This is a genomic window from Bacillus sp. MT(2024) (assembly GCF_036362845.1).
In the GTDB taxonomy this organism is placed as follows: Bacteria; Bacillota; Bacilli; order Bacillales; family Bacillaceae; genus Bacillus; species Bacillus velezensis.
Genome location: NZ_CP143632.1, coordinates 2,442,943 through 2,466,998 on the forward strand (window position 1 = coordinate 2,442,943; position 24,056 = coordinate 2,466,998).

General features: G+C 45.5%; 30 protein-coding genes and 1 riboswitch. Of the genes, 9 read left to right on the top strand and 21 right to left on the bottom strand.

Features of this window, described 5'->3' with window-relative positions; translation table 11 throughout:
• Window positions 1–97: 97 nt before the first annotated feature.
• The 3 genes from efp to VP472_RS11810 all read right to left on the bottom strand — a co-directional run bounded on the left by efp (window position 98) and on the right by VP472_RS11810 (window position 2,403).
• Window positions 98–655, bottom strand: coding sequence for an elongation factor P (gene efp, locus VP472_RS11800; protein WP_003153123.1), 558 nt, complete (start codon window positions 653–655; stop codon window positions 98–100).
• Between the two features lie 24 nt (window positions 656–679).
• Window positions 680–1,741, bottom strand: a complete 1,062-nt coding sequence (locus VP472_RS11805; RefSeq protein WP_146277165.1) for a M24 family metallopeptidase — start codon at window positions 1,739–1,741, stop codon at window positions 680–682.
• Between the two features lie 131 nt (window positions 1,742–1,872).
• Window positions 1,873–2,403, bottom strand: coding sequence for a YqhR family membrane protein (locus VP472_RS11810; RefSeq protein WP_003153121.1), 531 nt, complete (start codon window positions 2,401–2,403; stop codon window positions 1,873–1,875).
• 221 nt (window positions 2,404–2,624) lie between these two features.
• Between VP472_RS11810 and VP472_RS11815 the strand changes: the two genes are divergently transcribed.
• Both VP472_RS11815 and VP472_RS11820 read left to right on the top strand, forming a co-directional pair.
• Window positions 2,625–3,581, top strand: coding sequence for a DUF1385 domain-containing protein (locus VP472_RS11815; RefSeq protein ID WP_025649854.1), 957 nt, complete (start codon window positions 2,625–2,627; stop codon window positions 3,579–3,581).
• A 34-nt stretch (window positions 3,582–3,615) separates the two neighbouring features.
• Window positions 3,616–4,011, top strand: coding sequence for an SA1362 family protein (locus VP472_RS11820; RefSeq protein ID WP_017418130.1), 396 nt, complete (start codon window positions 3,616–3,618; stop codon window positions 4,009–4,011).
• Here the strand turns inward: VP472_RS11820 and VP472_RS11825 are convergent.
• From VP472_RS11825 to VP472_RS11835, 3 genes are all read right to left on the bottom strand, one after another.
• The gene (locus tag VP472_RS11825) at window positions 4,008–4,883 is read right to left on the bottom strand and encodes a patatin-like phospholipase family protein (RefSeq protein ID WP_015388011.1); all 876 of its coding nucleotides are present in this window, start codon (window positions 4,881–4,883) and stop codon (window positions 4,008–4,010) included. The two genes, VP472_RS11820 and VP472_RS11825, sit on opposite strands and share 4 nt — an antisense overlap.
• Before the next feature lie 114 nt (window positions 4,884–4,997).
• Window positions 4,998–5,426, bottom strand: coding sequence for a transcriptional regulator MntR (gene mntR, locus VP472_RS11830; protein WP_007408338.1), 429 nt, complete (start codon window positions 5,424–5,426; stop codon window positions 4,998–5,000).
• A 99-nt stretch (window positions 5,427–5,525) separates the two neighbouring features.
• Entirely contained in the window at window positions 5,526–6,362 is an 837-nt protein-coding gene (locus VP472_RS11835) for a lipoate--protein ligase family protein (protein ID WP_129091565.1), read from the bottom strand.
• A gap of 193 nt (window positions 6,363–6,555) precedes the next feature.
• Between VP472_RS11835 and VP472_RS11840 the strand changes: the two genes are divergently transcribed.
• Window positions 6,556–6,936, top strand: coding sequence for a rhodanese-like domain-containing protein (locus tag VP472_RS11840; protein WP_007408335.1), 381 nt, complete (start codon window positions 6,556–6,558; stop codon window positions 6,934–6,936).
• 52 nt (window positions 6,937–6,988) lie between these two features.
• Here the strand turns inward: VP472_RS11840 and gcvPB are convergent, their stop codons facing one another.
• Genes gcvPB through gcvT form a run of 3 tightly spaced genes read right to left on the bottom strand, consistent with a single transcriptional unit; the run spans window position 6,989 to window position 10,918 of the window.
• Window positions 6,989–8,464 carry an aminomethyl-transferring glycine dehydrogenase subunit GcvPB gene (gene gcvPB, locus VP472_RS11845; RefSeq protein ID WP_014305403.1) on the bottom strand — a complete coding sequence of 492 codons (1,476 nt, stop codon included), beginning with the start codon at window positions 8,462–8,464 and terminating at the stop codon, window positions 6,989–6,991.
• Window positions 8,457–9,803, bottom strand: a complete 1,347-nt coding sequence (gene gcvPA / locus VP472_RS11850; RefSeq protein WP_077722590.1) for an aminomethyl-transferring glycine dehydrogenase subunit GcvPA — start codon at window positions 9,801–9,803, stop codon at window positions 8,457–8,459. Before gcvPA ends, gcvPB begins: the two co-directional genes overlap by 8 nt.
• Window positions 9,804–9,817: 14 nt before the next feature.
• The gene (gene gcvT, locus VP472_RS11855) at window positions 9,818–10,918 is read right to left on the bottom strand and encodes a glycine cleavage system aminomethyltransferase GcvT (protein WP_094247736.1); all 1,101 of its coding nucleotides are present in this window, start codon (window positions 10,916–10,918) and stop codon (window positions 9,818–9,820) included.
• 178 nt (window positions 10,919–11,096) lie between these two features.
• A riboswitch (glycine riboswitch) is annotated at window positions 11,097–11,197 on the bottom strand.
• 144 nt (window positions 11,198–11,341) lie between these two features.
• Between gcvT and VP472_RS11860 the strand changes: the two genes are divergently transcribed.
• From VP472_RS11860 to sinR, 4 genes are all read left to right on the top strand, one after another.
• A complete protein-coding gene (locus tag VP472_RS11860) occupies window positions 11,342–13,012 on the top strand; it encodes a DEAD/DEAH box helicase (protein ID WP_128574830.1) in 1,671 nt (556 codons plus the stop codon).
• A gap of 17 nt (window positions 13,013–13,029) precedes the next feature.
• Entirely contained in the window at window positions 13,030–13,824 is a 795-nt protein-coding gene (locus VP472_RS11865) for a YqhG family protein (RefSeq protein WP_014305407.1), read from the top strand.
• A 176-nt stretch (window positions 13,825–14,000) separates the two neighbouring features.
• Window positions 14,001–14,174 (top strand): anti-repressor SinI, encoded by a 174-nt coding sequence (gene sinI, locus VP472_RS11870; RefSeq protein WP_003153105.1) that lies wholly within the window; start codon window positions 14,001–14,003, stop codon window positions 14,172–14,174.
• 33 nt (window positions 14,175–14,207) lie between these two features.
• The gene (gene sinR, locus VP472_RS11875) at window positions 14,208–14,543 is read left to right on the top strand and encodes a transcriptional regulator SinR (RefSeq protein WP_003153104.1); all 336 of its coding nucleotides are present in this window, start codon (window positions 14,208–14,210) and stop codon (window positions 14,541–14,543) included.
• A gap of 47 nt (window positions 14,544–14,590) precedes the next feature.
• Here the strand turns inward: sinR and tasA are convergent, their stop codons facing one another.
• From tasA to tapA, 3 genes are all read right to left on the bottom strand, one after another.
• On the bottom strand, window positions 14,591–15,376 hold the full coding sequence (tasA, locus tag VP472_RS11880) for a biofilm matrix protein TasA (RefSeq protein WP_094247735.1): 786 nt from the start codon (window positions 15,374–15,376) through the stop codon (window positions 14,591–14,593).
• Window positions 15,377–15,439: 63 nt separating this feature from the next.
• Window positions 15,440–16,024, bottom strand: coding sequence for a signal peptidase I SipW (gene sipW / locus VP472_RS11885; protein ID WP_012117977.1), 585 nt, complete (start codon window positions 16,022–16,024; stop codon window positions 15,440–15,442).
• Entirely contained in the window at window positions 15,996–16,667 is a 672-nt protein-coding gene (gene tapA, locus VP472_RS11890; RefSeq protein ID WP_070082109.1) for an amyloid fiber anchoring/assembly protein TapA, read from the bottom strand. Before tapA ends, sipW begins: the two co-directional genes overlap by 29 nt.
• A 258-nt stretch (window positions 16,668–16,925) precedes the next feature.
• Between tapA and VP472_RS11895 the strand changes: the two genes are divergently transcribed.
• A complete protein-coding gene (locus tag VP472_RS11895) occupies window positions 16,926–17,255 on the top strand; it encodes a DUF3889 domain-containing protein (protein WP_003153097.1) in 330 nt (109 codons plus the stop codon).
• Between the two features lie 39 nt (window positions 17,256–17,294).
• Here VP472_RS11895 and VP472_RS11900 read toward each other — a convergent pair whose 3' ends face one another.
• The 9 genes from VP472_RS11900 to VP472_RS11940 all read right to left on the bottom strand — a co-directional run bounded on the left by VP472_RS11900 (window position 17,295) and on the right by VP472_RS11940 (window position 22,592).
• Window positions 17,295–17,474, bottom strand: coding sequence for a YqzE family protein (locus tag VP472_RS11900; RefSeq protein WP_003153093.1), 180 nt, complete (start codon window positions 17,472–17,474; stop codon window positions 17,295–17,297).
• Between the two features lie 56 nt (window positions 17,475–17,530).
• A complete protein-coding gene (gene comGG / locus VP472_RS11905; protein ID WP_094247734.1) occupies window positions 17,531–17,908 on the bottom strand; it encodes a competence type IV pilus minor pilin ComGG in 378 nt (125 codons plus the stop codon).
• The gene (gene comGF, locus VP472_RS11910; RefSeq protein ID WP_094247733.1) at window positions 17,909–18,304 is read right to left on the bottom strand and encodes a competence type IV pilus minor pilin ComGF; all 396 of its coding nucleotides are present in this window, start codon (window positions 18,302–18,304) and stop codon (window positions 17,909–17,911) included. It abuts the gene before it with no gap.
• Window positions 18,305–18,317: 13 nt separating this feature from the next.
• A complete protein-coding gene (gene comGE / locus VP472_RS11915) occupies window positions 18,318–18,632 on the bottom strand; it encodes a competence type IV pilus minor pilin ComGE (RefSeq protein ID WP_015388003.1) in 315 nt (104 codons plus the stop codon).
• On the bottom strand, window positions 18,616–19,053 hold the full coding sequence (comGD, locus tag VP472_RS11920; RefSeq protein ID WP_025852922.1) for a competence type IV pilus minor pilin ComGD: 438 nt from the start codon (window positions 19,051–19,053) through the stop codon (window positions 18,616–18,618). The genes comGE and comGD overlap by 17 nt, the downstream gene beginning before the upstream one ends.
• Window positions 19,043–19,351 (bottom strand): competence type IV pilus major pilin ComGC, encoded by a 309-nt coding sequence (gene comGC / locus VP472_RS11925; RefSeq protein ID WP_003153087.1) that lies wholly within the window; start codon window positions 19,349–19,351, stop codon window positions 19,043–19,045. The genes comGD and comGC overlap by 11 nt, the downstream gene beginning before the upstream one ends.
• Window positions 19,352–19,355: 4 nt before the next feature.
• On the bottom strand, window positions 19,356–20,393 hold the full coding sequence (gene comGB, locus VP472_RS11930) for a competence type IV pilus assembly protein ComGB (RefSeq protein ID WP_063174751.1): 1,038 nt from the start codon (window positions 20,391–20,393) through the stop codon (window positions 19,356–19,358).
• Complete coding sequence (comGA, locus tag VP472_RS11935) at window positions 20,380–21,450, bottom strand: competence type IV pilus ATPase ComGA (RefSeq protein ID WP_070082113.1); 1,071 nt, start codon at window positions 21,448–21,450, stop codon at window positions 20,380–20,382. The genes comGB and comGA overlap by 14 nt, the downstream gene beginning before the upstream one ends.
• A 191-nt stretch (window positions 21,451–21,641) precedes the next feature.
• Window positions 21,642–22,592 carry a magnesium transporter CorA family protein gene (locus tag VP472_RS11940; protein ID WP_071391609.1) on the bottom strand — a complete coding sequence of 317 codons (951 nt, stop codon included), beginning with the start codon at window positions 22,590–22,592 and terminating at the stop codon, window positions 21,642–21,644.
• Window positions 22,593–22,737: 145 nt separating this feature from the next.
• Between VP472_RS11940 and VP472_RS11945 the strand changes: the two genes are divergently transcribed.
• Entirely contained in the window at window positions 22,738–24,039 is a 1,302-nt protein-coding gene (locus VP472_RS11945; protein WP_070082114.1) for a hemolysin family protein, read from the top strand.
• The last annotated feature ends 17 nt before the right edge of the window (window positions 24,040–24,056 follow it).

Consider the following 24,056-nt stretch of genomic DNA (forward strand, 5'->3'; position numbering starts at 1 on the left):
GGAAGTAGTCTCACTATTTTCATATAGAAGAAAGATTCTGAGGCAGAACGCAAAAAAAGCCTGCCCCGTAAAAGGAGCAGACTCCGAATTTCTTTAACTACGCTCTTGACACGTAAGAACCGTCTGATGTATTTACAACCAGCGTATCGCCTTCGTTCACGAAGAACGGTACGTTTACGACAAGGCCTGTTTCCGTTTTGGCAGGTTTCGTGCCGCCTGACGCCGTGTCGCCTTTAATTCCCGGCTCTGTTTCAACAACTTTCAGTTCAACTGTGTTCGGCAGTTCAATACCGAGCGTTTCAGACTGATACATCATGATATGCACAGACATATTTTCCAGAAGGTATTTCAATTCTTCTTCGATTTGGTTTTCGTTCAATTCAAGCTGTTCATATGAGCTTGTATCCATGAACACGTGCTGATCGCCGTTGGCATAAAGATACTGCATCGTTTTTGTTTCGATTTGAGCTTTCGCGACTTTTTCACCTGCACGGAATGTTTTCTCCTGAATAGCGCCCGTGCGCAGGTTACGCAATTTAGAACGGACAAATGCCGCTCCTTTTCCCGGTTTTACGTGCTGAAAGTCAACGACGCGCCAAATGCCGCCGTCTACTTCAATCGTTAGTCCTGTACGAAAATCGTTAACTGAAATCATGTTTGATGTCCTCCTATATTCCGATCACAAAATAATTAATTCTTTAGGGGAATGCGTAATTGTCCGGTTGCCGTCCTCAGTGATGATGATATCATCTTCGATTCTTGCGCCCCCGACTTCCGGTATGTATATGCCCGGCTCAACCGTTACCGCCATGCCCGGCTCAAGAACGGCCGATGACCTGAAAGACAGCCCCGGTGATTCATGGACTTCCATTCCGAACCCGTGTCCTGTCGAATGGCCGAAATACTGTCCGTAGCCTTTTGCGGTGATATGATCCCTCGTCAGGGCATCCGCTTCTTTTCCCGTCATGCCGGGTTTTATATGCAGGACACCAAGCGCTTGGGCATCGTATACGACCTGATAAATCTCTTTCAGTTTATCACTTGGCTCTCCGACCGCGACGGTGCGTGTGATATCAGAACAATAGCCTTTATAATAAGCGCCGAAATCAAGCGTGACCAAGTCTCCCTTTTCAATCAATTTGCCGCTTGCCACTCCGTGGGGAAGGCTGGATCTGACTCCCGAGGCGACGATCATATCAAAGGAAGAGCCGTCTGCTCCTTGACGTCTCATATAAAATTCGAGCTCGTTTGCAACTGAAATCTCTGAGATGCCCGGTTTGATAAACGTCAGAATATGTTCAAACGCATCATCCGCAATCTTCGCAGCTTCCTCTAATATCTTAATCTCTTCACTTGACTTAATCAAGCGCAACTTTTCAACGGAATCCGCGACGGGAACCATCTCCGCTTCCTGCAGCACCGCTTGGTAGGATGCATATGTTCCGTACGTCATGCTGTTTTGCTCGAAGCCGAGTTTTTTAACGCCGTACTCAAGAATCGTATCCGCAGCCGTTTGGATTAAGCTACCGCCGTGCTCGATAATGTCAAAACCCTTCACTTGCGTCTTCGCCTGCTCGGTGTAACGGAAATCCGTGATAAATGCCGCACGTTCTTTCGATATGACCGCAAGGCCTGACGAACCCCTAAATCCCGTCATATACTGCAGATTGGCGGAGCTTGTCACCAACATTCCGTCTATATCCAGCTGACCGAAAAGATTTCGCAATTTCTCCAGTTTCATTCCCTTTCTCCTCCTCGCCGATTCTTGACTGCCGCCTGACAACGCGGGAGCATCCCCGCCCGGTTTTCAGCACAAAAAATGTTCACTTCTCGTGAACATTTTACCATACCGGACAGGGATTATACACTTATTCACTTGTTGCCGAGCGCCCTTGCAAGCTTGTCTGACGTAAGTTCATTGTAGTTGAAGGAAATTGAGTAGCCGACAAACAAACCGTACAGAATGTAAAGGCAAAGCGTCGTCACGATTGTATCTGATTTCAATTCAGTGACGGATTTCACATCTTCGAAAATCGGATTGAATAAGAAAAAAACCGCACACCATAAAATGACGCCGTACACCATCCCCGGCCACATGGTTTTAAAACGCTTCAGGCAGACGAAATAAATAAACGCCCCGGCAATTGAAATGAATCCGATGACAACGATGCTGACCATCGTGCCTAGCCATTGTTTTTTCCATTCTCCGATCATAAACGGCTGAAGAATCATGTTGGGGCTGATCTCTGAAAAATGAAAGACATACCCGAGATAGCCGATCAAACTCCAAAATACACCGCCGGCAAATCCGATACCGCAAATTCTGCCGGTAAATGAAACAGGCTGCTGATCATCATCCTGCTTCTTTTTTTCTTCCTGTTCTGAATGTTTTTCGCTTGTCATCATGGCACCTCCAGTCATAGACTGCCCAAAAATTAAAAAGTCATAAAAAGATGCGCCATATTTTCATTCAATGAGTAAAATCTAAAGAAACGGGGTATACTGCATGTAGAAAAAGCATTGATTTTCCGGCTGTCTAACTAGAGGTTTACCGCGGTTTCCTGTACAATAGAGTGAAAGGAAATGGTTAGTAAATCCTAAGAAAACAGGCAGGTTGATAAACAATGTCCAAACAAAAAACGCCCCCTGCATACGGCGGGCAGGCTGTCGTTGAAGGGGTAATGTTCGGCGGCAGAAAAAATTATGTTACCGCCATCCGCAGGAATGACGGAAGCATTGATTTTTTCAAGCTTCCGAGAGTGCCGAACGCCAAGCTTTCGGCTTTAAAAAAGATTCCTTTTTTGCGGGGAATCGTCGCCATCATTGAGGCGAGCGCCAACGGCACAAAGCATTTAAACTTTTCCAGCGAACGTTACGGGCTTGATCCTCAGGATGACGCCAAGCTGGAGCAGGAAGATAAGAAGGGTTCCGGCTTATCGATGTTTTTCAGCCTGGCGGTGATCGGCGTTCTGTCGTTTTTGTTCAGCAAATTCGTTTTTACGCTCGTCCCGGTCTTCTTAGCGGAGCTTGTAAGGCCCGTATTTTCCTCAGACGCCGCGCAGATCGGAATCGAAAGTCTGTTTAAGCTGATTCTGCTTCTCGGCTACATTTATTTTTTATCAATGACGCCGTTAATTAAAAGAGTGTTTCAATATCATGGAGCCGAACATAAGGTCATAAACTGTTATGAACAGAATTTGCCAATTACAATAGAAAATGTTCAGAAACAGTCACGGCTTCATTACCGTTGCGGTTCAAGCTTTATTTTATTTACGATCATTGTCGGCATGTTCGTCTATTTACTTGTTCCGACAGATCCGCTTTGGCTGCGGATTTTAGACAGGATTGCGCTTATACCGGTCGTTCTCGGCATCTCCTTTGAAGTGCTCCAGCTGACGAACAGAGTGCGGAATATCCCCGTTTTGAAAGTGCTCGGTTATCCCGGCCTGTGGCTGCAGCTTTTAACGACAAAGGAACCGGCGGATGATCAGGTCGAGGTTGCCATAGAAAGCTTTAACGAGCTTCTCAGACTGGAAGACATTTCAGAACAGAGCGAAAAGCCGTCTCACAACGTAATCTGAACCGTTACCGTTATTATTTTGGAGGTGGGCAGTTATGAATCATCGTGTACAACCTTTTTTTGCTGTATTGATAGCGCTTGGCGCATTCGGTTTCATTTATGCGGCGGTAACCAACCCCGGGCAGATGATTTCAAGAGCGATCACCGTTATTATCGCAGGCGTTATTATTTATTTTATCGTGAGGACGGTCCTGAACCGCCGCACCGGCCGTGACGGAACCGCTTTCAAAAAAGCGGCCAGACAATCGCGGCTCCGAATGAAGGAGCAAAAAGCGAAGCACCGCGCCGGACACAGAGGCCGGGTCAGCCATTTGCGGAGCGTGCCGAGCAGCAGCAGACCGAAGCCGATGATTCTTAAGAAAAAAAGCCAGACCCAGCTTACCGTCATAGAAGGCAAAAAGAATAAAAAGAAAAACAGAGCGCTTTTTTAATAGCTCCATTGCTTCAAAAATTGCTCTGTTCTGCTTTTTCCTAGCTCAATGAGAGCTAGTTTTTTTTGCGGTGTGAGATGAAACTCCGTCGCCATCACATGTTCCACCGGAATAAAAATAATATTCTGTTCGTACTTTGTCGCGATATGCCTGGCATCATGAGCGTCTTTCATCGTTTCAAACAAAGCCCCGAACAGCTCAAAAGCGTTGCGGATTGATTTTTTCGGGCGCTCTTTTTCGTTGGGCGAAAGCGAAATTCCGATGACCGGCCGTTTGCGTTCTTTTGAATACAGCCAAATCGGGAAATTGCTTAACACACCGCCGTCAACGACCGTTGAGGTGCCTTTTTCGGTCTTCAGTTTTATCGGTTCAAAAAAATAAGGAATGCTGCAGCTCATTCTGACGGCTCTGGCAACCGGGAACATCTCCGGATTCAATCCGTAGCGGGGAAGATCGTCAGGAAGCACGATCATCGTTCCGTTCGTCAGATCTGAAGCGATGAGACGGAGCGAGCCTTTTTTCAAATCGCCGAACGCGATGATGCCCTTCGCTTTTAATTTATCCGCAATCCATTTTTCCAGCATATCGCCTCTGTATAGTCCGAGGCGCCAATATATCGACACCCACTGCAGGATTTTCAGCGGGAGGAATGAGCATCTCTGATCAAGCAATTGCCTTCCGTCCACCTCATCTATGATGGAATGAACCTCTCTGCTCGTATAGCCCGCAGCGATAAATGCGGCAATAATCGCGCCGGCGCTTGTTCCGGCGAGCCTTTCAAAGCGAAAGCCCTTTTCTTCCAGCGCTTCATAAGCGCCGGCAAGCGCCACCCCTTTTATCCCCCCTCCCGAAAATACGCCGTCAATCTGCATAGCGCGCCCTCTCCCTTCCATCTCAAGGTGTATTATTATTTTAAGAAACGGCTGGGCGAAATAGACCAAAGAATGAAGACATTAAAAAAAGGGCGCCCCATTTCGGGCTGCCCTTTATTCACCGGGATTTTCGGTTTTTTTCTGTACGGATTTCAATTCTTTTTTCCGGCTTTCGTCATCTTCAAAATACTGAACGAGGTCGCCGATGCGGTCAATGCTGTTCCAGCTCAGATGATGTTCGATTCCTTCAACATCATTGTAAATCTTCTCTTCATCAACACCAATGATTCTTAAAAACTGCTCAAGCAATTCGTGTCTGTATACGAGCCGTTTGCCGATCTTTTTGCCTTTTGACGTCAATACGAGCCCGCGATATTTTTCATAAATCAAATACTCGTCTTTATCTAGTTTTTGAACCATTTTCGTTACAGAGGAGGGGTGGACTGCCAAAGCTTCCGCGATATCAGAAACCCGTGCATATCCTTTTTCTTCTATCAGCATATAAATCTGTTCAATATAATCTTCCATACTTGGTGTTGTCATAAGTAACCCTCCCAAAAAGCACCTTAACTTTATAAACCATTACAAGTTTACACTAACGGTCATGAAAAAACAAGGATGCTTCCGGTCTGTCAAGCCTTATCAGCGCTTATAATTCCATTCATCAGACGCGTATTTCGTCTCAGCCAGCTCATTGACAAATGCAAGCTCTTCAGACGTGAGTGTGTAAGGCTCAAGATGAATGTTCAGCCCTTCCTCAAAACCGGCTTTAAAAGCGATTCTGGCCTCATCCATCGTTACCCGTTTCGGCGCTAAGGCGTTGATGGCTACCGCTTTGTTTTTGAAATTCCGCTGCATGCGCTCACGGACTCTGTCGCTCGGATATAAAAACAGATCAAACAGCTTATCCTCATCAATGTCAAGCAGGATGGAACCGTGCTGAAGAATGACGCCTTTTTGGCGTGTCTGTGCGCTTCCGGCAACTTTCCGTCCTTCGACGACCAGCTCATACCACGAAGGGGCATCAAAGCAGACGGACGAGCGCGGATTTTTCAAGCTTTCTTTTTCTTTCTCCGTTCGCGGAATCGCAAAGCAGGCATCAAGTCCAAGGTTTCTGAATCCCTGCAGAATACCTTCTGAAATCACCCGGTACGCCTCTGTCACCGTGGCCGGCATTTCCGGGTGATTCTCTGAAACGATTACGCTGTATGTCAATTCTTTATCATGCAGAACACCCCGTCCGCCTGTCGGTCTTCTGACAAACCCGAGGCCGTGTTTATGTACTGCGTCAAAGTTAATTTCCTTCTTAATATTTTGAAAATACCCGACAGACAAAGTTGCCGGATTCCAGCCGTAAAATCGGATCACCGGAGGAATTTTCTTTTGGCTGTGCCAATATAAAAGCGCTTCATCCAGCGCCATGTTAAATGCCGGGCTTTCATTCCCTGAGTCAATAAACCGCCATGTTTCTTTTTCCATATACTGAACCCTTCTTTATCGTTTTAATAAAATCAGTTTAACAAACTGCCTTGAAAATGAAAAATATTTCGTTTCATTAAGGATGACAATCGCTTCATGCTTTACTATAATAGTATTTGTCCCAAAACGTCCGGTAAGCCTTGTTTTCAGGAAGCAGGGTTTTGATTTTATAAGCTAAAGGAGTAGAATTGCATTGTCTAATATGATTGCTTTAATTATTGTTGCGGCGTTTATCGTTTATATGATCGTGTCGTATTTTTACCAGCAGCGTTTAATGAAAACACTTACGGAAGAGGAATTCCGCGCGGGCTACAGAAAAGCGCAGCTGATTGACGTCCGTGAACCGAATGAATTTGAAGGCGGCCATATTCTCGGCGCGCGCAACATTCCGCTGTCACAGCTGAAACAGCGCAAAAGTGAAATCCGTCCTGATAAACCCGTTTATCTGTACTGCCAAAACAATGTCCGCAGCGGACGCGCGGCACAGACGCTCCGCAAACACGGCTGCAAAGATATTTACAACCTGAAAGGCGGATTTAAAAAATGGGGCGGAAAAATTAAAGCAAAAAACTAATCATGAAAAAAGAGCTGTCCGTTTTATACGGAAGCTCTTTTTTTATACCGTGTCAGCGGCTGACGTCAGGTGTACGTTCGTATTTTAAAACCGGCTTTCTTGCCGCCTTGGTTTCATCCATTCTTTTGACAACTGTTGTATGCGGCGCCTCCTGAACGATTTCAGGCGATTCCTCCGCTTCCCGCGCAATTTGAATCATGGCATCTATAAACGCATCAAGCGTTTCCTTCGATTCCGTTTCCGTCGGTTCGATCATGATGCTTTCTTCAACATTGAGAGGAAAATACACAGTCGGCGGATGATAGCCGAAATCCAAAAGCCGTTTGGCAATATCAAGCGTTCTTACGCCGAGCTTTTTCTGCCTTCTTCCCGATAACACAAATTCATGCTTGCAATGACGGTCAAACGGGAGATCATAATAAGGCGCGAGTCTTCTCATCATATAATTTGCATTTAAAACCGCGTTTTCGGTCACAGCTTTTAAGCCGTCAGGCCCCATGGAACGGATATACGTGTAGGCTCTGACATTAATGCCGAAGTTGCCGTAATAAGGTTTTACGCGCCCGATCGACTGCGGCCGGTCATAGTCAAAAGTCAAACGGCCCTCTTTTTTCGTAAGAACGGGTTTCGGCAGATACGGAATGAATTCTTTTTTCACTCCGACCGGCCCTGAGCCCGGTCCTCCCCCGCCGTGCGGCCCGGTAAATGTTTTATGCAGATTAAGGTGAACGACGTCAAATCCCATATCTCCCGGTCTTGCTTTACTTAAAACGGCATTTAAATTCGCTCCGTCATAATAAAGCTTTCCGCCGGCCTGATGGACGATTTCAGCCATTTCCGTAATGTTTTCTTCAAATAACCCGAGGGTGTTCGGATTCGTCAGCATCAGCGCCGCTGTTTCTTCGTTTACCGCTCTTTTCAAATCTTCAATGTCAACCAGCCCGTGCTCATTTGACTTAACGGTAATCGTTTCAAAACCGGCGACCGTGGCGGATGCCGGATTCGTACCGTGGGCTGAATCAGGGACAATGACCTTCGTCCGTCCGAAGTCTCCCCGCGCTTCGTGGTAGGCGCGGATCATCATCAGGCCGGTCCATTCGCCGTGAGCGCCCGCCGCAGGCTGCAGCGTCACCTCGTCCATGCCCGTAATCTCCTCCAAGTGTCCGCTTAAATCGTATAAAAGCTCAAGCGCCCCCTGAACTGTGTCCTCGTCCTGAAGCGGATGAATAGCGGAAAAACCTGCAAACCGGGCAATTTTTTCATTTAATTTCGGATTGTATTTCATCGTACAGGAGCCGAGCGGATAAAAGCCTGAATCAACTCCGTGGTTTCTCTTAGAAAGAGCGGTATAATGCCGCATAATATCAAGCTCTGATACTTCCGGCAGCTTTGCGTCTTCATCGCGGATATAGTCACCGGGAAGAAGGCTTTCAAGCTCTGTTTCCGGCACATCAAGCTCCGGAAGGCTGTAACCGACACGCCCTTCGCGGGACATTTCAAAAATAAGCGCCTGATCTTGATTATTCATGTTGATCCCCCAATCCCGCAATAAGCGAATCGATCTCTTCTTTCGTTCTCAGCTCTGTGACGGCAATCAGCATATGCTGATTCAGTTCCGGATACGCAAGACCTAAGTCATATCCGCCGATGATGCCGTCTTGCAGGAGCCGCCGGTTTGCTTCCTTGACGGGAAGATTCAGCCTGACGGCAAATTCATTAAATATCGGGCCGTCAAATGCTACGTGCAAGCCGGCTTTTTCCGCTTGGCGTCTCGCGTAATCAGCTTTCAATATATTTTGACGGGCCATGTCTTTGACGCCGTTTTTTCCGAGCGCCGTCATTGCGACTGAAGCCGCTAAAGCATTCAGCGCCTGATTTGAACAAATGTTAGACGTGGCTTTGTCTCTTCTGATATGCTGCTCGCGCGCCTGAAGAGTGAGAACAAAACCTCTTCGCCCGTTTTCATCCTCCGTTTGGCCGACAAGCCGGCCCGGCACCTTTCTCATCAGTTTTTTCGTTACTGCAAAATAGCCGCAGTGCGGGCCGCCGAATGCCGCAGGTATGCCGAAAGGCTGCGCGTCCCCGACGACAATATCAGCTCCGTATGCCCCGGGCGGTGTCAAAATACCGAGCGCGAGCGGGTTTGAAGAAACAATCAGCTGGCTGTTTCCTTTATGTGCGAGCGGCTCAATGCCCTTTAACGGCTCGATTTGTCCGAAGAAGTTCGGATACTGAACGATCACGGCGGCCGTCTCATCACAAACGGCATGTTCCAATGCTTCAAGATCTGTGACGCCGTTTTTCGCGGGCACCTCTACAACCTCAATATATTGGCCCTTTGCGTATGTTTTCAAAACATCCCGTGATTCCGGATGAACGGCTGCGGAAATGACGATTTTTTTCTTTTTCGTATGTCCCGATGCAAGCATCGCCGCTTCCGCAAGCGCCGTTCCCCCGTCGTACATAGAGGAGTTTGCGATATCCATTCCCGTTAATTCACAGATCATCGTTTGAAATTCAAAAATCGCCTGCAGCTCCCCTTGTGAGATTTCAGGCTGGTAAGGCGTATAAGCCGTGTAAAACTCTGATCGGGAAATCACATGATCGACGATAACCGGCTGATAGTGATCGTACACTCCTGCGCCCAGAAAAGATGCATATGTAACAGCGTCTTTATTTTTCGCCGCAAGCTTTGTCAGCTCTCTCGTCAGCTCCGTTTCAGATTTTGCTTGTTTAATTTGGTAGTCTTTTTGAAACCTCACATCTTCCGGAATATCGGCAAACAGTTCATCAATTGTTTCTGCGCCGATGGCTTTCAGCATTTCTTTTTTATCCTGTTCTGTCGCGGGCAAATATCGATGCTTCATATGACTCTCCTTTTTCAGTTCTGTTTTGGACGTTTATAAAACGGTGTGCGGACAACCTTCGCTTTTACCGTTTTTTTACGGATTTCCACTTCTACTTCCGTTCCGACTTCACTGAATTCCGTTTTGATTAAGGCAAGGCCGATATTTTTCTTTAAAGTCGGAGATTGCGTGCCTGTCGTGACTTCCCCGATCGGAACACCGTCTTTTTTCACGGCGTACCCGTGTCTCGGAATCCCTTTTTCAATCATCTCAAGTCCGACCAGCTTTCGCGGGGCTCCTTTTTCTTTCTGTTCACGCAATACAGATTTCCCGAAAAAATCGGAATCTTTCTTGTGTTTCACGGCAAATCCGATTCCGGCTTCAATCGGTGTAATATCTTTCGTCAATTCCTGACCGTATAAAGCAAGCTTCGCTTCAAATCTCAGCGTATCACGGGCGCCGAGGCCGCACGGAACGAGGCCTTCATGCTCTCCCGCTGCAAGTATCTCCTTAAATAGATGAACCGCATCTTCATTTCGGCAATATAACTCAAACCCGTCTTCACCGGTATAGCCTGTTCTTGAAAGCAGGACTTGGCGTCCGGCAACGTCCGCCTCGTCAATAAATGCAAACGGTTTTAAGGAGGACAAATCACATTCAGTCAGCTTCGCAAGAACCGTCTGGGCATTCGGCCCCTGAACGGCAAGCAGTGAAATCCCGTCAGACTGATTCGTCAGCGTGACGTCGCCTTCCGCATGTTCCGTCAGCCAGGCGATGTCTTTTTCAATATTAGACGCGTTTATCACGAGCAGATAGCAGCTCTCGCTTTTCTGATAGATCAGCAAATCATCGACCGTACCGCCGTCAGGATAACACATGGCGGTATAAAGCGCGTTTCCCGGCTTTAAATCGGCAACGTCATTTGTCATCATTTTTTGCAGAAAAGACAGGGCGTCTTTACCGGATACTTCAACTTCCCCCATATGAGACACATCAAACAGTCCCGCTTTTGTGCGGACGGCTTCATGCTCCTCTTTTATAGAAGAAAATTGAACCGGCAGCTCCCATCCTCCAAAATCAATCGTTTTTCCGCCGTATTCTTTATACACGTCATAAAGCGGTGTTCGTTTCAGCATCATCTTCCCCCTTCAGTCATTGGCGCATTGTAAAAACATATAAAAAAGGACAGAGAAACACCTCATGAAAATGAAGGTTTCTCTGTCCCGGCACCTGAAAGTTTACTTTATGAACATATCATAAAGACGTCCCCTTTGGTGGCCTGCTTCTTCTAAGTGCAGACACTCTCCAGAGTTGCGTCGAGCAAGAGTTCTTTTGCCTGAGAGATTCACTCCGCAGTTTGCTCCTTCGGCGCCCGGACGCCCATCTTTCGTCCGAGTCTCTCCCCTTGCTGTCATTCGCTCATATTTACCAATTTTATGGACATACTAAAGCAATATCTTTTAGTGAAATCATTACTTATATCCTACCACCCTCATTTACGTCCGGCAACAAAAATTATGATAAATCAGTTTTTTAAAAGAAAGGCGGTTTTGTTACATATGACAGCAGAGATCATATTTGATGCAAACTGGCCGGGAGAGTTTTCTGAGCGGCTGAAAACGGACGGTCCCTGGTCAAATTGGGAGATGTACAAACTGTCGGCTGAAGTCCAGCAGACCCTTGCCATTCCTGAATTCGAAGGGTTGAGGGCTCCTTTGTACCTTCCCGATTTCACTCCGCTTCCCCATCAGCTTGAGGTCGCGCAGAAAGTCGTTGAAAAAATGAACGGCAAGGCGATTTTGGCTGATGAAGTAGGGCTCGGAAAAACGGTGGAAGCGGGCCTGATTTTAAAAGAATATATGATTCGCGGGCTGGCCAAAAAAATCCTGATTCTTGTGCCGGCATCACTCGTTTCCCAGTGGGTGAAAGAGCTTCAGGAGAAGTTTTTAATACCCGCTGTTGAACAGAAGAAAAGCTATGTGTGGGAACAGTGCGATATCGTCGTTTCTTCTATTGATACGGCCAAACGCTCCCCTCACAAAGACATTGTCCTTTCTATTCCGTATGATCTCGTCATTATTGACGAGGCGCACAAGCTCAAAAACAGCAAAACGAAAAATTATGAATTTGCGAGAAGTCTTGTGAAGAAATACTGCCTGCTTCTGACGGCGACGCCGATTCAAAACCGGATCGAAGAAATCTTCAATTTAGTGTCACTGTTAAAGCCCGGCCATTTAGGAAACGAAAGCGGATTTCAAGAAACCTTCAATCAGAAGGACGGGATTGACGCTCATGAGCATTTGAAAGAACTCGTCAATAAGGTGATGATCCGCAACACGCGGAGCGACACCGGACTTACATGGACGAAGCGCCACGTGGAAACAGTGCCGATCACCTTTTCACCGACGGAACAGGCGCTTTACGATGACATTGCCGCACTGAAAAACGGCACGGAAAAGCCCGCAAGCGCATTTTCCATTATGACGCTGCAAAGAGAGTGCTGTTCAAGCCGGGAAGCCGTGTATATGACGCTCAAAAAAATGCTTGACCAAAAAGACAAACAAGCGCCCGCATTCGATGAACAGACGATCGCTAATTTAATGGACCGCATCAATCAAGTCACGCAAAACTCAAAAGCGATTCAAGTTGTTGACTTGATCCAAAAGATTAATGACAAAGTCATTATTTTTACTGAATACAGGGCGACACAGATTTACCTGCAATGGTTCCTTCAGCAGAACGGCATAAGCTCCGTTCCGTTCAGAGGCGGATTTAAACGCGGAAAAAAAGACTGGATGAAGGATCTCTTCCGCGGCAAAGTGCAGGTGCTGATCGCTACAGAAGCAGGAGGCGAAGGGATCAACCTGCAATTCTGCAACCATATTATCAATTATGACCTCCCGTGGAACCCGATGCGGCTTGAACAAAGAATCGGAAGGATTCACAGACTCGGTCAGGAAAGAGATGTCCATATCTACAATATGGCGACAAAACATACGGTGGAAGAGCATATCTTAAAACTTCTGTATGACAAAATTCATTTATTTGAAAATGTCGTCGGAGAATTAGATGACATTTTAACAAAAATCAAAGTGAGCAATTTTGAAGACCATTTGCATGATATTTTATGCCATTCGCTGACAGAGGAGGAAATGAGAATCAAAATGGACAATCTCACCTCTTTTCTGTCGTACAGTACGGAAAAGCCCGCCAGAAAAAAAGGCTCTTAAAAAGGAGGAAGCGCGACATGAGACAGCAGGAGGTTCACCAATTTTTACTGCGCTTTTTTGAAGCGAACCACTGCCCGATTACAGAACACGGGCCGGGTTTTATGACGGTTCAGTTGACGGTCGAGATGGACAAACAAATTATGAACCGCCCGTTTTATTGGCATTGGCGTGAAAAAACGGGCGGCGAACCGAACCCGATGAAGATTACGTTCATCACTGATAAAGAAACGGCTCCGGAGGATATGGACGGCGAGTTTATTTACTTTGGAGCCCCGCGCCTCTTTCAAATCTTTCAAGCAGTTAAACAAAATGGGAGATTTACAAGAATATATGAGAAAATTGTATCAGCCGGAGCCAGAGTGCCGCTTCAGCCCTGGCTTGGATTAAATGTAGTGATTTCATACCAATCCGACATGAAAAAAGACAGACTTTTGTCTTTAGGCCTGCATCTTGTTTCTGGAACAATTATAGAAGGGTTTCAGCAGAAGCTTGCACCGCTTCCGCTGACCTCGCAAATATCAGACTATTGCTTTACCATATCGCCGATGATTAAGCCGGAAAGCGGGATTAAAAGGATGGAGCATTACTTAAAAGACGCTGCCGCCAAAGAGCCGTCAGACTGGGCTGACAGCGCGATCGCCAGATGGAAAAAGGACCTCAGGCTGCTCGATCAGTTTTATGAGCAGACAGAAGAAAAACCTGAGGAATACCATTTGGAAAAACAAGCGCTGAAAGCCTTATATCAGCCGAAAATTCACATTCAGATTGAAAATGGCGGTTTATTTTTCCTGCAAAGTAATTTTTCTGGATAAGCGTTATCCATTCGACACCTTTCCCGTTTTTTCTGGAAATTCTATATTATAATAAAAGTATATAGAAAAAATTTCTGGCGTTTCGCATGCGATGAATCACTTCCAGACATGTAAAGATAAGGTCATGGGCGGATTGGCTGAAATACATAAACAAGTATTTTAGGAGGAGAAAATGCATGAAAAATGCAAAAATGGAATTTTCGCAATTAGATAAGGAATGGGTTGAGCTGATATTAGAAGCCCAAAAAGCAAATATCAGCCTAGAAGAAATACGCAAATACCTGCTTTCGCATAAAAAGTCTTCTCAACATATCCAGGCAGCCAGAAGTCATACCGTAAATCCTTTCTGAATGTGCTATAATATCACAAGGAAGGTGATGACATTGATTGGCCAGCGTATTAAACAATACCGAAAAGAAAAAGGCTACTCACTATCAGAACTAGCTGAAAAAGCTGGGGTAGCGAAGTCTTATTTAAGCTCAATAGAACGAAATTTACAGACGAACCCCTCCATTCAATTTCTCGAAAAAGTCTCCGCTGTTCTGGACGTCTCGGTTCATACTTTACTTGATGAAAAACATGAAACCGAATACGATGGTCAATTAGATAGTGAATGGGAGAAATTAGTTCGCGATGCGATGACATCCGGGGTATCAAAAAAACAATTTCGTGAATTTTTAGATTATCAAAAATGGAGAAAAGCGCAAAAAGAGGAGTAGTGCCGCCATATGTGCACAACTCCTCTTTTAACTGTCCGACTTTCGGATTAGTTTTTATCCTCACTGTGAGCCTTTTCATTTTCCTTGACGTAACCGTCTTTATCCGTATGATCTTTCGTAATGGTCAAGCCGTTCCATTGCGTTGCTTCAAAAGAGAATTGAAGAGAAATCGCATTGCCTTGGAACTTGTTTTGCACACTTAATCCGTCCGCAGTTTTTGCGGTGTCATTTTTAAATTGGATTTCCATTCTCACCTGGTCATAATCAGCAGGCGTTTTCGGAACTCCGTCGTACTCAGGAGCTGTTTTGCCGTTAATGGTTGCCACATTGACTTTTCCGCTCTCACTCAGGAATTTCGGATCAATGTGCTTGCTGATCGCTTCGGCAGCTGCTTTATCCTGTTTTGTTGACATTAAGTATAAGTCTTTCAGGCTGGCCGCCTTTAAAATGATATTTTTAGGATAGCCGTTGCCTCCTTCTTTACCGACTGTCAGAACCGTAATTTCAAACTGGTTGAGGAAATCCTCCGCAGATTCATTTCCTTTCTTTGCTCCTTTAAAGTCAGTAAAATTCAAAGCCATCAGCACTTCTTTAATGGCAAGTGAACCGTTGTTTCTGAATTCAAAATCTTTCGTCAATTTATCACCTGGTTTTAAGTTTGACAAATTGACATTGGCTGATTGTTCTTTAGCCGATAAATCAAGTGTTCCTGACGCAAATGTAGCGTCCGTCGACTTCACATCATTAAATGCGGCCCATGTGCCTCCTCCTACTAATGCTAAACCGAGTGCGGCAGAGGCAACGCCCAAGCTTAATTTCTTTTTCATACCCATGTTTGTACTCCCCTTACTTTTTATTTTTTGTTATCAAATCCTGTCGCCAGGTTGCAACCGTATTCATGTGGAGATGGTTCCCTTTTTCGCATGTTCTTCCAGCGCTTTCGTTTTCCGCTCAATATCGCGGAGGGCGCTGACGATGACTGTTATTGAGTAAATCAAAAGCATGACGCCGGGAACGATTAACAGAATCGCCGTTCCGATCGGCTGGCTTGCCAAATGTATGACATATCCTGCATACGGAAGCTGATATCCCGTATACTGGGCCGCCACTTTTTCAGCTTGAACGGGTGCGGCATCCGGGGCGGCATTATGGTCCCCTTTTGTCTCAAACAGCAGGTTCCCGTCCTTTTTTGTGATCCCGATTATTCTGTGTGTGACGGCTGTTCCGTCATCTTGCGTAAAGGTGATCACATCCCCTTTTTTTAAGTCATTCACGTCAGAAATTTTCTTTACCGCTATGAGCGAACCCGTCTTAAATTCCGGGTCCATTGAACCCGACAGCACGGATTTCAGCGTATAGCCGAAGATGGCCGGCTCACCCCCGGAAGCCCGGGTCGAAATCACCGTTAACGTCAGCACAATAATCAGACTGAAGATGACGGCATACAAAATATTACTGATCAGTTTCAGCGTTTTTTTCATGTTCTTCCCCGCTTTCTTTTACCGGCTCAGCCGGCTCTTTCTCCGTTTTCTTTAGATCAGAAACGGTTGCCTGTTCCCGGCATTTGACGAGTTTCATCGGTTTTGACCACTCAAATTTTTCTTCGTCCGCCGGATACCCTTCAGGCTTGTAAACCTTGAATGCGTATATGCCCGGCTGCAAAGACCGCTTTGACTCAATTTTATAAATCGTTTTGCTTTTTTTATCAGTAATAAGCCCTTTATCCACAACATTGCCGTTTCGTAAAGGCTGCTGCTGAGAAGCGATTTTATGGAGCTCCCATTTCCAGTCAGAAACAGTCCGCTCTTTTCCCTTATTCTCCAGCTCGGCATAGAGTTGAAGCGGCGCACACACGGTGCCTGACGTATCAGTTTGATTTGTTATATGTAAATCACTCTGATCCCAGCGTTCGTCATAACGGCAATCGTCATCCGTATATTGAAAATCTCCGCACGTTTGAACCGGGAGACTGAAGCTTTTCACATCATTGAAGGAGGAACTTGTATCACCTGTGAACTGAGCACATATCGTCACGGACAGGCAAAAAATGAACGAAAGCCGTAAAAATAGCATCATCCGCCATCTCACCTTGCCCTTTTTTTCCATTCGCAACCATCGGAACATGCCTTACCCCCTGTAAAACTGTTAATAAATATGACAACCGTTCTTTTTAAAGAACCGCATGAACAAAGTATAATCAAGGATTATCGTCTTGAAAAATGTCAAAATCGGTCAAATTGTTCGTTTTTAAGAATGGTATCTTTCAAAAACATCGTTTTGCTTCAAATTACACACCTTTTTGGAATTTTTTCTAATAAAACGTGAGAAAATAACGAGGTGACTAGAACAAAATGGAAAGTATATACAGCGAAAGGACGAAGAATGATGATCACACAAAGTCTGATTTGCCTTTCTCTTCTTGTTTTCGGGGTTTCAGGAACAGCTCAGGCGGAAACGGTGCCTTATTATGCTGTTCACCATAAATCAAAATGGGAAAAATTAGCAGAAAAAGAAGCTAAAAAAAGATATCCGCTCGCCCAAACATTATTTATTCAAAAGGTGTGGGATCGGAAAAGAACGGATGAAGCAGTCAAACAATACCACTTGACATTGCGGGATGGCGCAAAAGAATTTGGTGTGTTTGTTACGATTTCTTTTAATCCCTACAGCCAAAAGGTAAATAAAATTGCCGTCATTGAGGAATACCAATAAGGCCCTCCTGATACAGGAGGACCTTTCGTGTGATTCACTTTATTTTTTCCGCTGCATCCACAGCTTAAAACTGTACGGCAATATTCCGAACCAGTGCTGAGAAGCCGGCACTTTCTTTTCTTTCCGCACTTCTTTTCGCTCTCTCCGTTCCTGTTTCGGCGTATCGAAATATTTAACGAATTGCTCAGTCATATATTTTACATAATCATTTGTTTTCACGGCTCTCACCTCATAGTGCTGTCTTTACTATGAAGTGTTGTCCCGCCGCCTCTTTTTTATACTTCCGTCCATTGAATCAGCTGTTTCTTCTTCTGATCGAACAAAAGGTGAGCCTCGCGTCTCGTGCCTGACACTGTTTCGGCCTGAATTGTAACCTGAACCGTTTCCCGGCGATCACTCCCGGTGATGTGGAAGGAAACAGTTCCGTACGGAAAACGCTGTGTACCAGTTTGGACCTTTTGTCCCTGTGTCATATGGCGGCTTGACAGCAGCGCGCCGTTTTGGAGCAGATTCTCTCCGATCCAGTACTCCCCGGCCTCTTTCGCAAATGTTTTTCGGGTGATGAAATCAGATGAAGTATAGCTGATGACAAGTAAAACTGCGGCAGAAACAAACAGAACCGCGGGATAGATAAAACCGTCAGATTTGTGCATTTAATCACCTTTTAAAGAGCTGTAAACCGGAATGACCGCCTGATTCTTTTTACCTGTAACGCTTGAGATCTCTAATAAGAGCAGGCCGTTTTTCACATCAGCCGTTAATGATGCCGCGTTTTGCAGGATCGGCACGTGGCCTTTTCCGTTTACTCTTTTCCTTATCATCTTATGATAAATTTCAAAACGCACTTCTTCGCCTCCTGTTTCCCGGCATGCTAACGCCCGTCCGCCGTCCGCCGGCTTCACAGTCTCAGCCTGTTTACATTCGTTCATGATCTGCTGAACGGCAATTTGATGCTCCCGGCTGTCTAATCCGCCGTTATCGGTCCGGTTTGATAAAAACAGATGTAAAATCGGGCCCAGGGTGCCTGATAGGAAAAGACAGACTGCCAAGGAGAACAAAACATTAAGAAGCGTAAAGCCAGTCTGTTTTGAGAATGCTGAGGCACATTTCTTTTTCGCCGCGGTCAGCCGCACACACTTTGTAATACTCACCATCCTCCTTCCACTTCACACCGGGAGACGGCGGCTTTTTTCCGGTCATCATATAAGTGCTGATATGTTTCTGAAGAAGCTGGTACGCTTCCTGGCGATCTTCTATTTTCAGACCATCTGTCAGCATGCCCGTCCAGACCGGAATGATAGACGTCATAAGGAACAGCCAAATGGCCATTGCTGATAGTGTTTCAATAGTAGAGAACCCTTTATTTCCGTTTAGCATGGACATTTCCGCTCCCTAAGTAAACTGTGATCTCATAGGTGAACCCGGCGCTCTTCAATTGAATCTTTCCTCCCGAATTCGGATGGCCTTTTTCGTTAAATTCAAGGCTCTCCGGTAAAGTTACAAGTGTAATGTGAAGCGAATCAAAAGAACGCTCGACAATCCTTCCGGCTGACTGCAGTTTGTATTTATGCTCTTTTGGAAGAAAAGTGATTTTTGTTCTTTTATGTTCTGCGATAGCCGTTTCCTGCGCAAGCTGAATATCTTTTTGAAGCTGTTCTGTTTTTTGCCGCACGGCAAGGTGGGTGCAGACCGGCGGAACCGTCGTGAACAAAACCGTCAGCAGGACGGACGCCAGGCTTAACACAATCAGGCTTTCAAGAAGGGTAAACCCGTTTTCTGTCCGCCTGTTATTGTTCAACTGTAACTTCTCCGCCACTAATTAAGATCTGTTTACCATTCGGGCAGGCTGTATTCTTTTTGATATACCCCTCTGATTGTAAATCGTTCATATCCGGCATTTTACCTTCATGGTCGATTTCGTACGCCGTCACTTGGGCTTTCACCATATTCTGCAGTCCTTCACAGCCTTTATGCTGAATGCTTTGATTATGTTTTGTAACGTTAGGAATGGTGATTAAAAGCAGAATGGAAACGATAAATAAAACGATCAGCATTTCAATTAAAGTAAATCCATCTTGATTTTTCAGACGAAGCACTCCCTTACATTTGGTTCATCATCTGGTACATCGGCATCAGCATTGACATGTAGACAATTAAAATCATACCGGCCACAACACCGTAAATGACAGGCTGGAGAATGCCGGTATACTTCGCCGCGTTTTGTTCAAGACGCTCCATCATAAACTGGCTGTACGTATAAAGTTCGCGGTGAAGCAGGCCGTTTGCCTGTCCGTGGCTGACTGCAGCCGCAAGATCTTTTTCATAACACGGATGCCCGGAAAGAGCGGATTCTATGGTTTCTCCGGCTTTCAGACGTGTAATGAGCATCTCTGCTTCTTCACGATAAAAAGGCAGAAAAGATTGTTCTTTAAAAGCTGTTAAGCTGTCATAGATAGAAAGGCCGGATTTCAGAAGACTGCTGAGCTGTAAAGAGAAAAAGTAGCTGTTAAAAAGAACGGCCGCTTTTCCTAAGAGGGGTATTTTCACAACAATGAGCATTTTATCTTGCGGGGATTTTTTCTTACATAAGAACCAAACGTACAAAAACAAGCAGAAAGCGGCGGACAGCGCCAGTGCGCAGGCTTCATGAAAATGCCGAAAAAACGCAAAGATGAAAGCAGTCGCACCGGATGTATTCATATTCATTGATTGATAAATCCCAGAAAACTGCGGAATAATTAAACTTTGCAGAATATAAAACATGACACAGACGGAAGAAATTAAAAACATCGGATACCGGAGCATTTTTTTGATTTGATTCGTCTGCATGAGCTTTCTCTGTAATAATTCGCCGCTTTGTTTCATCGCCCCCGGCAATTCTCCGTGTTTCTCTGCGAAATAGCAGATAGAGACGGCTTCTTTATGAAAAGACAGTGCCTCAAGCACTTCGTAAAACGCATCACCTTCCCTCAGCCGGCGGATTCCGTCCGTCAGCTCTGCAAGCTGACGTTTATGCAGCTGGAGTTTCAGCAGTCTGAGCCCTTCAATCAGACTGTATCCTTTTTCCGTCATTTCACCGAGCCTTTTCAAAAAAGCCGCTTGATCCTTCAACGGCCAGGTTCGTTTAATCCGCTTCATGATACACCCACCGATCGTAATTGTCGGTCGTGACATAGCCGAGCGCGATTCCTTTTCTGATCAGCCTGCGGAGCGTCTGATATTGAAAATTGGCGTGCTCTCCCTTTGCTTCCCGAAAGCATTGGGTGAGGTTTTTCCCGTAGAGCAGTTCATAAATGCCCGCACGGCGTGTCTGCCTGTACATCCGGCAGTACACCGAACAGTTTTCCTCTTTGCAGAACGGACATGTTAAATCAACCAGACGCTGAGCAGCGATGGCAATGACGGTTTGTTCAATTTCTGTCATGTTCACCCCAAACTCCAGCAGTCTGTATATGGCGCCCTTAGCATCCCTTGTGTGCAGGCTTGAAAGAACGAGGTGTCCCGTCATGGCCGCGCGGACTGCGATTTCAGCCGTCTCGGCATCCCTGATTTCCCCTAAGATGATCATATCGGGATCATGTCTTAAAATCGCTTTTAAACCGGCGGAATATGTGACTCCGGCTTTTTCATTCACCTGGACTTGCAACACATCCTCATCTCTTGTTTCTACGGGGTCTTCAAGCGTGACAATCCGCCGGTTGAAATGCCTTTTTGCATAGTTGACAAGCGAGTAAAGGGTGGTCGTTTTTCCAGATCCGGTCGGTCCGGTAAACAGAAGCAGGCCGTGCGAATGCTTCAGAAAGGACAATAGTGCGGCGCCCGCCCCCCGAAATAAAGACAGTTTATCCAGAGGGGGAATCTGCCGCTTAGGCAAAAGCCTGATGACAAGACTTTCATCATTCATTGTCGGCAAGGTTGACATTCTCAAATGAACGGTTTCCGTCGGAAGCGGCAGAGACAATGACCCGTTTTGCGGCTTACGTCTTTCTCCTATATCCATGGCCGATAAAAACTTGAAATGAGAAATAAGCCTTACGCATTCCTCTTTTTTTAAGACTCTTTTTTTCACAAGAGCATGGCCGATGCGAAAATGAATGAAAGCATCCTTTTCTCTCGGCACAATGTGTATATCTGAAGCCCTTGCTGTATAGGCCTCATTTATGATGTTCCTGCTGTATGTTTCAATATTTTTCACAAGACTTTCCTCCTTCCGCACGTATTGTAAATCAGATACACAAAAGCCGGCAAAGGAGAGATTATGCGTTTTACACTGTGTAAAACGCAAAAAAATAAAAAATAAGCCCCCTGACTTTGATTTACTGAATGAAATCCGGAACCATTCGGCCATTTTCAGCCATCAAAAAAGCAGGCGTATGCCTGCTCTTCTTAGCGTTTCTTTTCTTTCCGCAAATATTTTTTTTGATGCTCCCTCAAAATGTCCCCTGTCCAGCCTTTCTGCCGCAGATAAATATAAATCAGCAGGGTTGATACAATAATGAGCACGATGGAACAGATATACGCATATTTCCAATGAAGCTCCGGCATGTTATCAAAGTTCATCCCCCAGAGAGCTCCAAGCGCGGTCATCGGTGTAAAGAGAGTTGTAAAGATCGTCAAGGCTTTCACAATTTCATTTCCTCTTTGGGAGGTAATGACTTCCTCGGCGTGCAGCAGATTGCTCAGTTCCTGATCAAACTCATTGATATATGTAATCCCTCTTTCCATCTTATGATGAGCCCTGAGGTAATCTTTCTGCCTGTCATTTTTCGGGAGAAACGCTTCTTTTAAAGCCATTTCCACTTTTTTAGCTCCCAGTGTAAGACCTTTCCAAATGAACAGCTCATGGCGCAGTTTATGCACATTTTCCAAGATTCCTTTGCTGTTGTCATCATGAATCTGCCATTTCAGCGTCCGCTGCTTGACTTCAAATTCATCCAGTCCGATCAGATAGGAATTCATCAGCTCTCCCAGCAGAACAAAAAAGCCTTCAATCGGATTTTCACAGGTTTGAATCTGCTGTGTGGCATGCTTTTCTTTTACACCGCGCAGCAGCGAAAAATCAAAATTAATCGTAAAAAAGAAGTCTCTCGTAATATAAAAGTGAAATACGGTATGGTTTTTTTCATCATCTAATCCTTGATGATAGATTAAAGATCCGAAAACCGCTTCATTATTCTGATCATTTGTATCTGAGCGCAGAAAGTTTATATGATTTTCATGTTCAAACCACTTTTCGCATTGCGGCCAGTGATTGTGATGGATCATTTTTTTCGCTTCCGCTTTTTCATGCGGACCGAGCTGGTACCACAGCCAGTCCGCTCCCGAATGTACCTTCATCTCTTGTCATCCTCCAGTATCGCTTTCTTGTTTTATTACCGTAAATGAGGCGGGCTAAACCAGGTTCGATGTTTGAGCAGCTTTCTACAGTGGTATTATTCCGAAAAAAGGGAGGTGCAAGCCTTCCTTCGCGGAAGGCGTTACATTGTATATCATCAAACTATCTGCCATCGTACTATTTATTTTATTAACGGCGTGTTTTGTCGCCATAGAGTTTTCAATTGTTAAAGCAAGGCGCTCCCGCATTAATCAGCTCATTGAGGAAGATGTAAAAGGAGCAAAAGCAGCCAAGCATGTCATTACACACCTCGATGAATATTTATCGGCGTGCCAATTGGGCATCACCGTCACCGCTTTGGGGATCGGCTGGCTGGGTGAACCGACAGTCAAAGCAATGCTTCAGCCGTTATTTTTAAAAACCGGAGTTCACGAAGCGGTTGCCCAAGTACTGTCATTGATCATCGCCTTTCTGCTGGTTACATATGTGAATGTCGTCATCGGCGAACTCGCCCCGAAAAGTTTTGCTATCCAAAAAGCCGAGCGGATTACACTTTTATCTGCCAGACCGATGATTTTGTTTTATAAGTTAATGTTTCCATTCATCTGGCTGCTCAATCATTCCGCCCGCCTGATTACAGCCATGTTCGGCTTGAAGCCTGCTTCCGAACATGAAATGGCTTATACGGAAGAGGAATTGCGGGTGCTCCTTGCCGAAAGCTATCGAAGCGGCATGATCAAAAAAAGCGAGCTGCATTACGTAAATAACATTTTTACATTTGATAAGCGCACTGCCAAAGAAATTATGGTGCCCCGGAATGAAATGGTGAGCCTGCCGTTAGACAGCGGATCGGGACATATGCTCCGGGACATTATCAAAACAAATAAATATACCCGGTATCCCGTAGTAAAAGGAGATAAAGATCATGTAGTCGGCATCATCAATATTAAAGAAGTTTTATTCAGATTCCTGTCAGAAGGAGGGGCGTTTACAAAACACGAACTCAGCCCTTACATCCAGCCGGCGATACACGTGATTGAGACGATTCCGATTTATCAATTGTTCGTTAAAATGCAGCGGGAACACGCCCATATGGCCATTCTCATTGATGAGTACGGCGGAACCGCGGGATTAGTAACGGCGGAAGATATCATTGAAGAGATCGTCGGCGAAATCCGCGACGAATTTGATACGGACGAAACACCTTCCGTTCAAAAGCTTGGGAAGAACCGCTATCTCCTGAACGCCAAATTGCTGATCAGTGACGTCAATGATTTACTCGGAACAGAGATTACGGCTGATCAAGTCGATACACTCGGGGGCTGGTTTCTTACTCAGCATATTGACGCGAAGCCCGGGAGCACCATTGATTTTGAAGGCTACACATTTACGGTAAAAGAAATCGACAGCCATCATATCATGACGATTGAAGCTGACAAAGCTGAATAGCTGAGGGAGAAATCCTC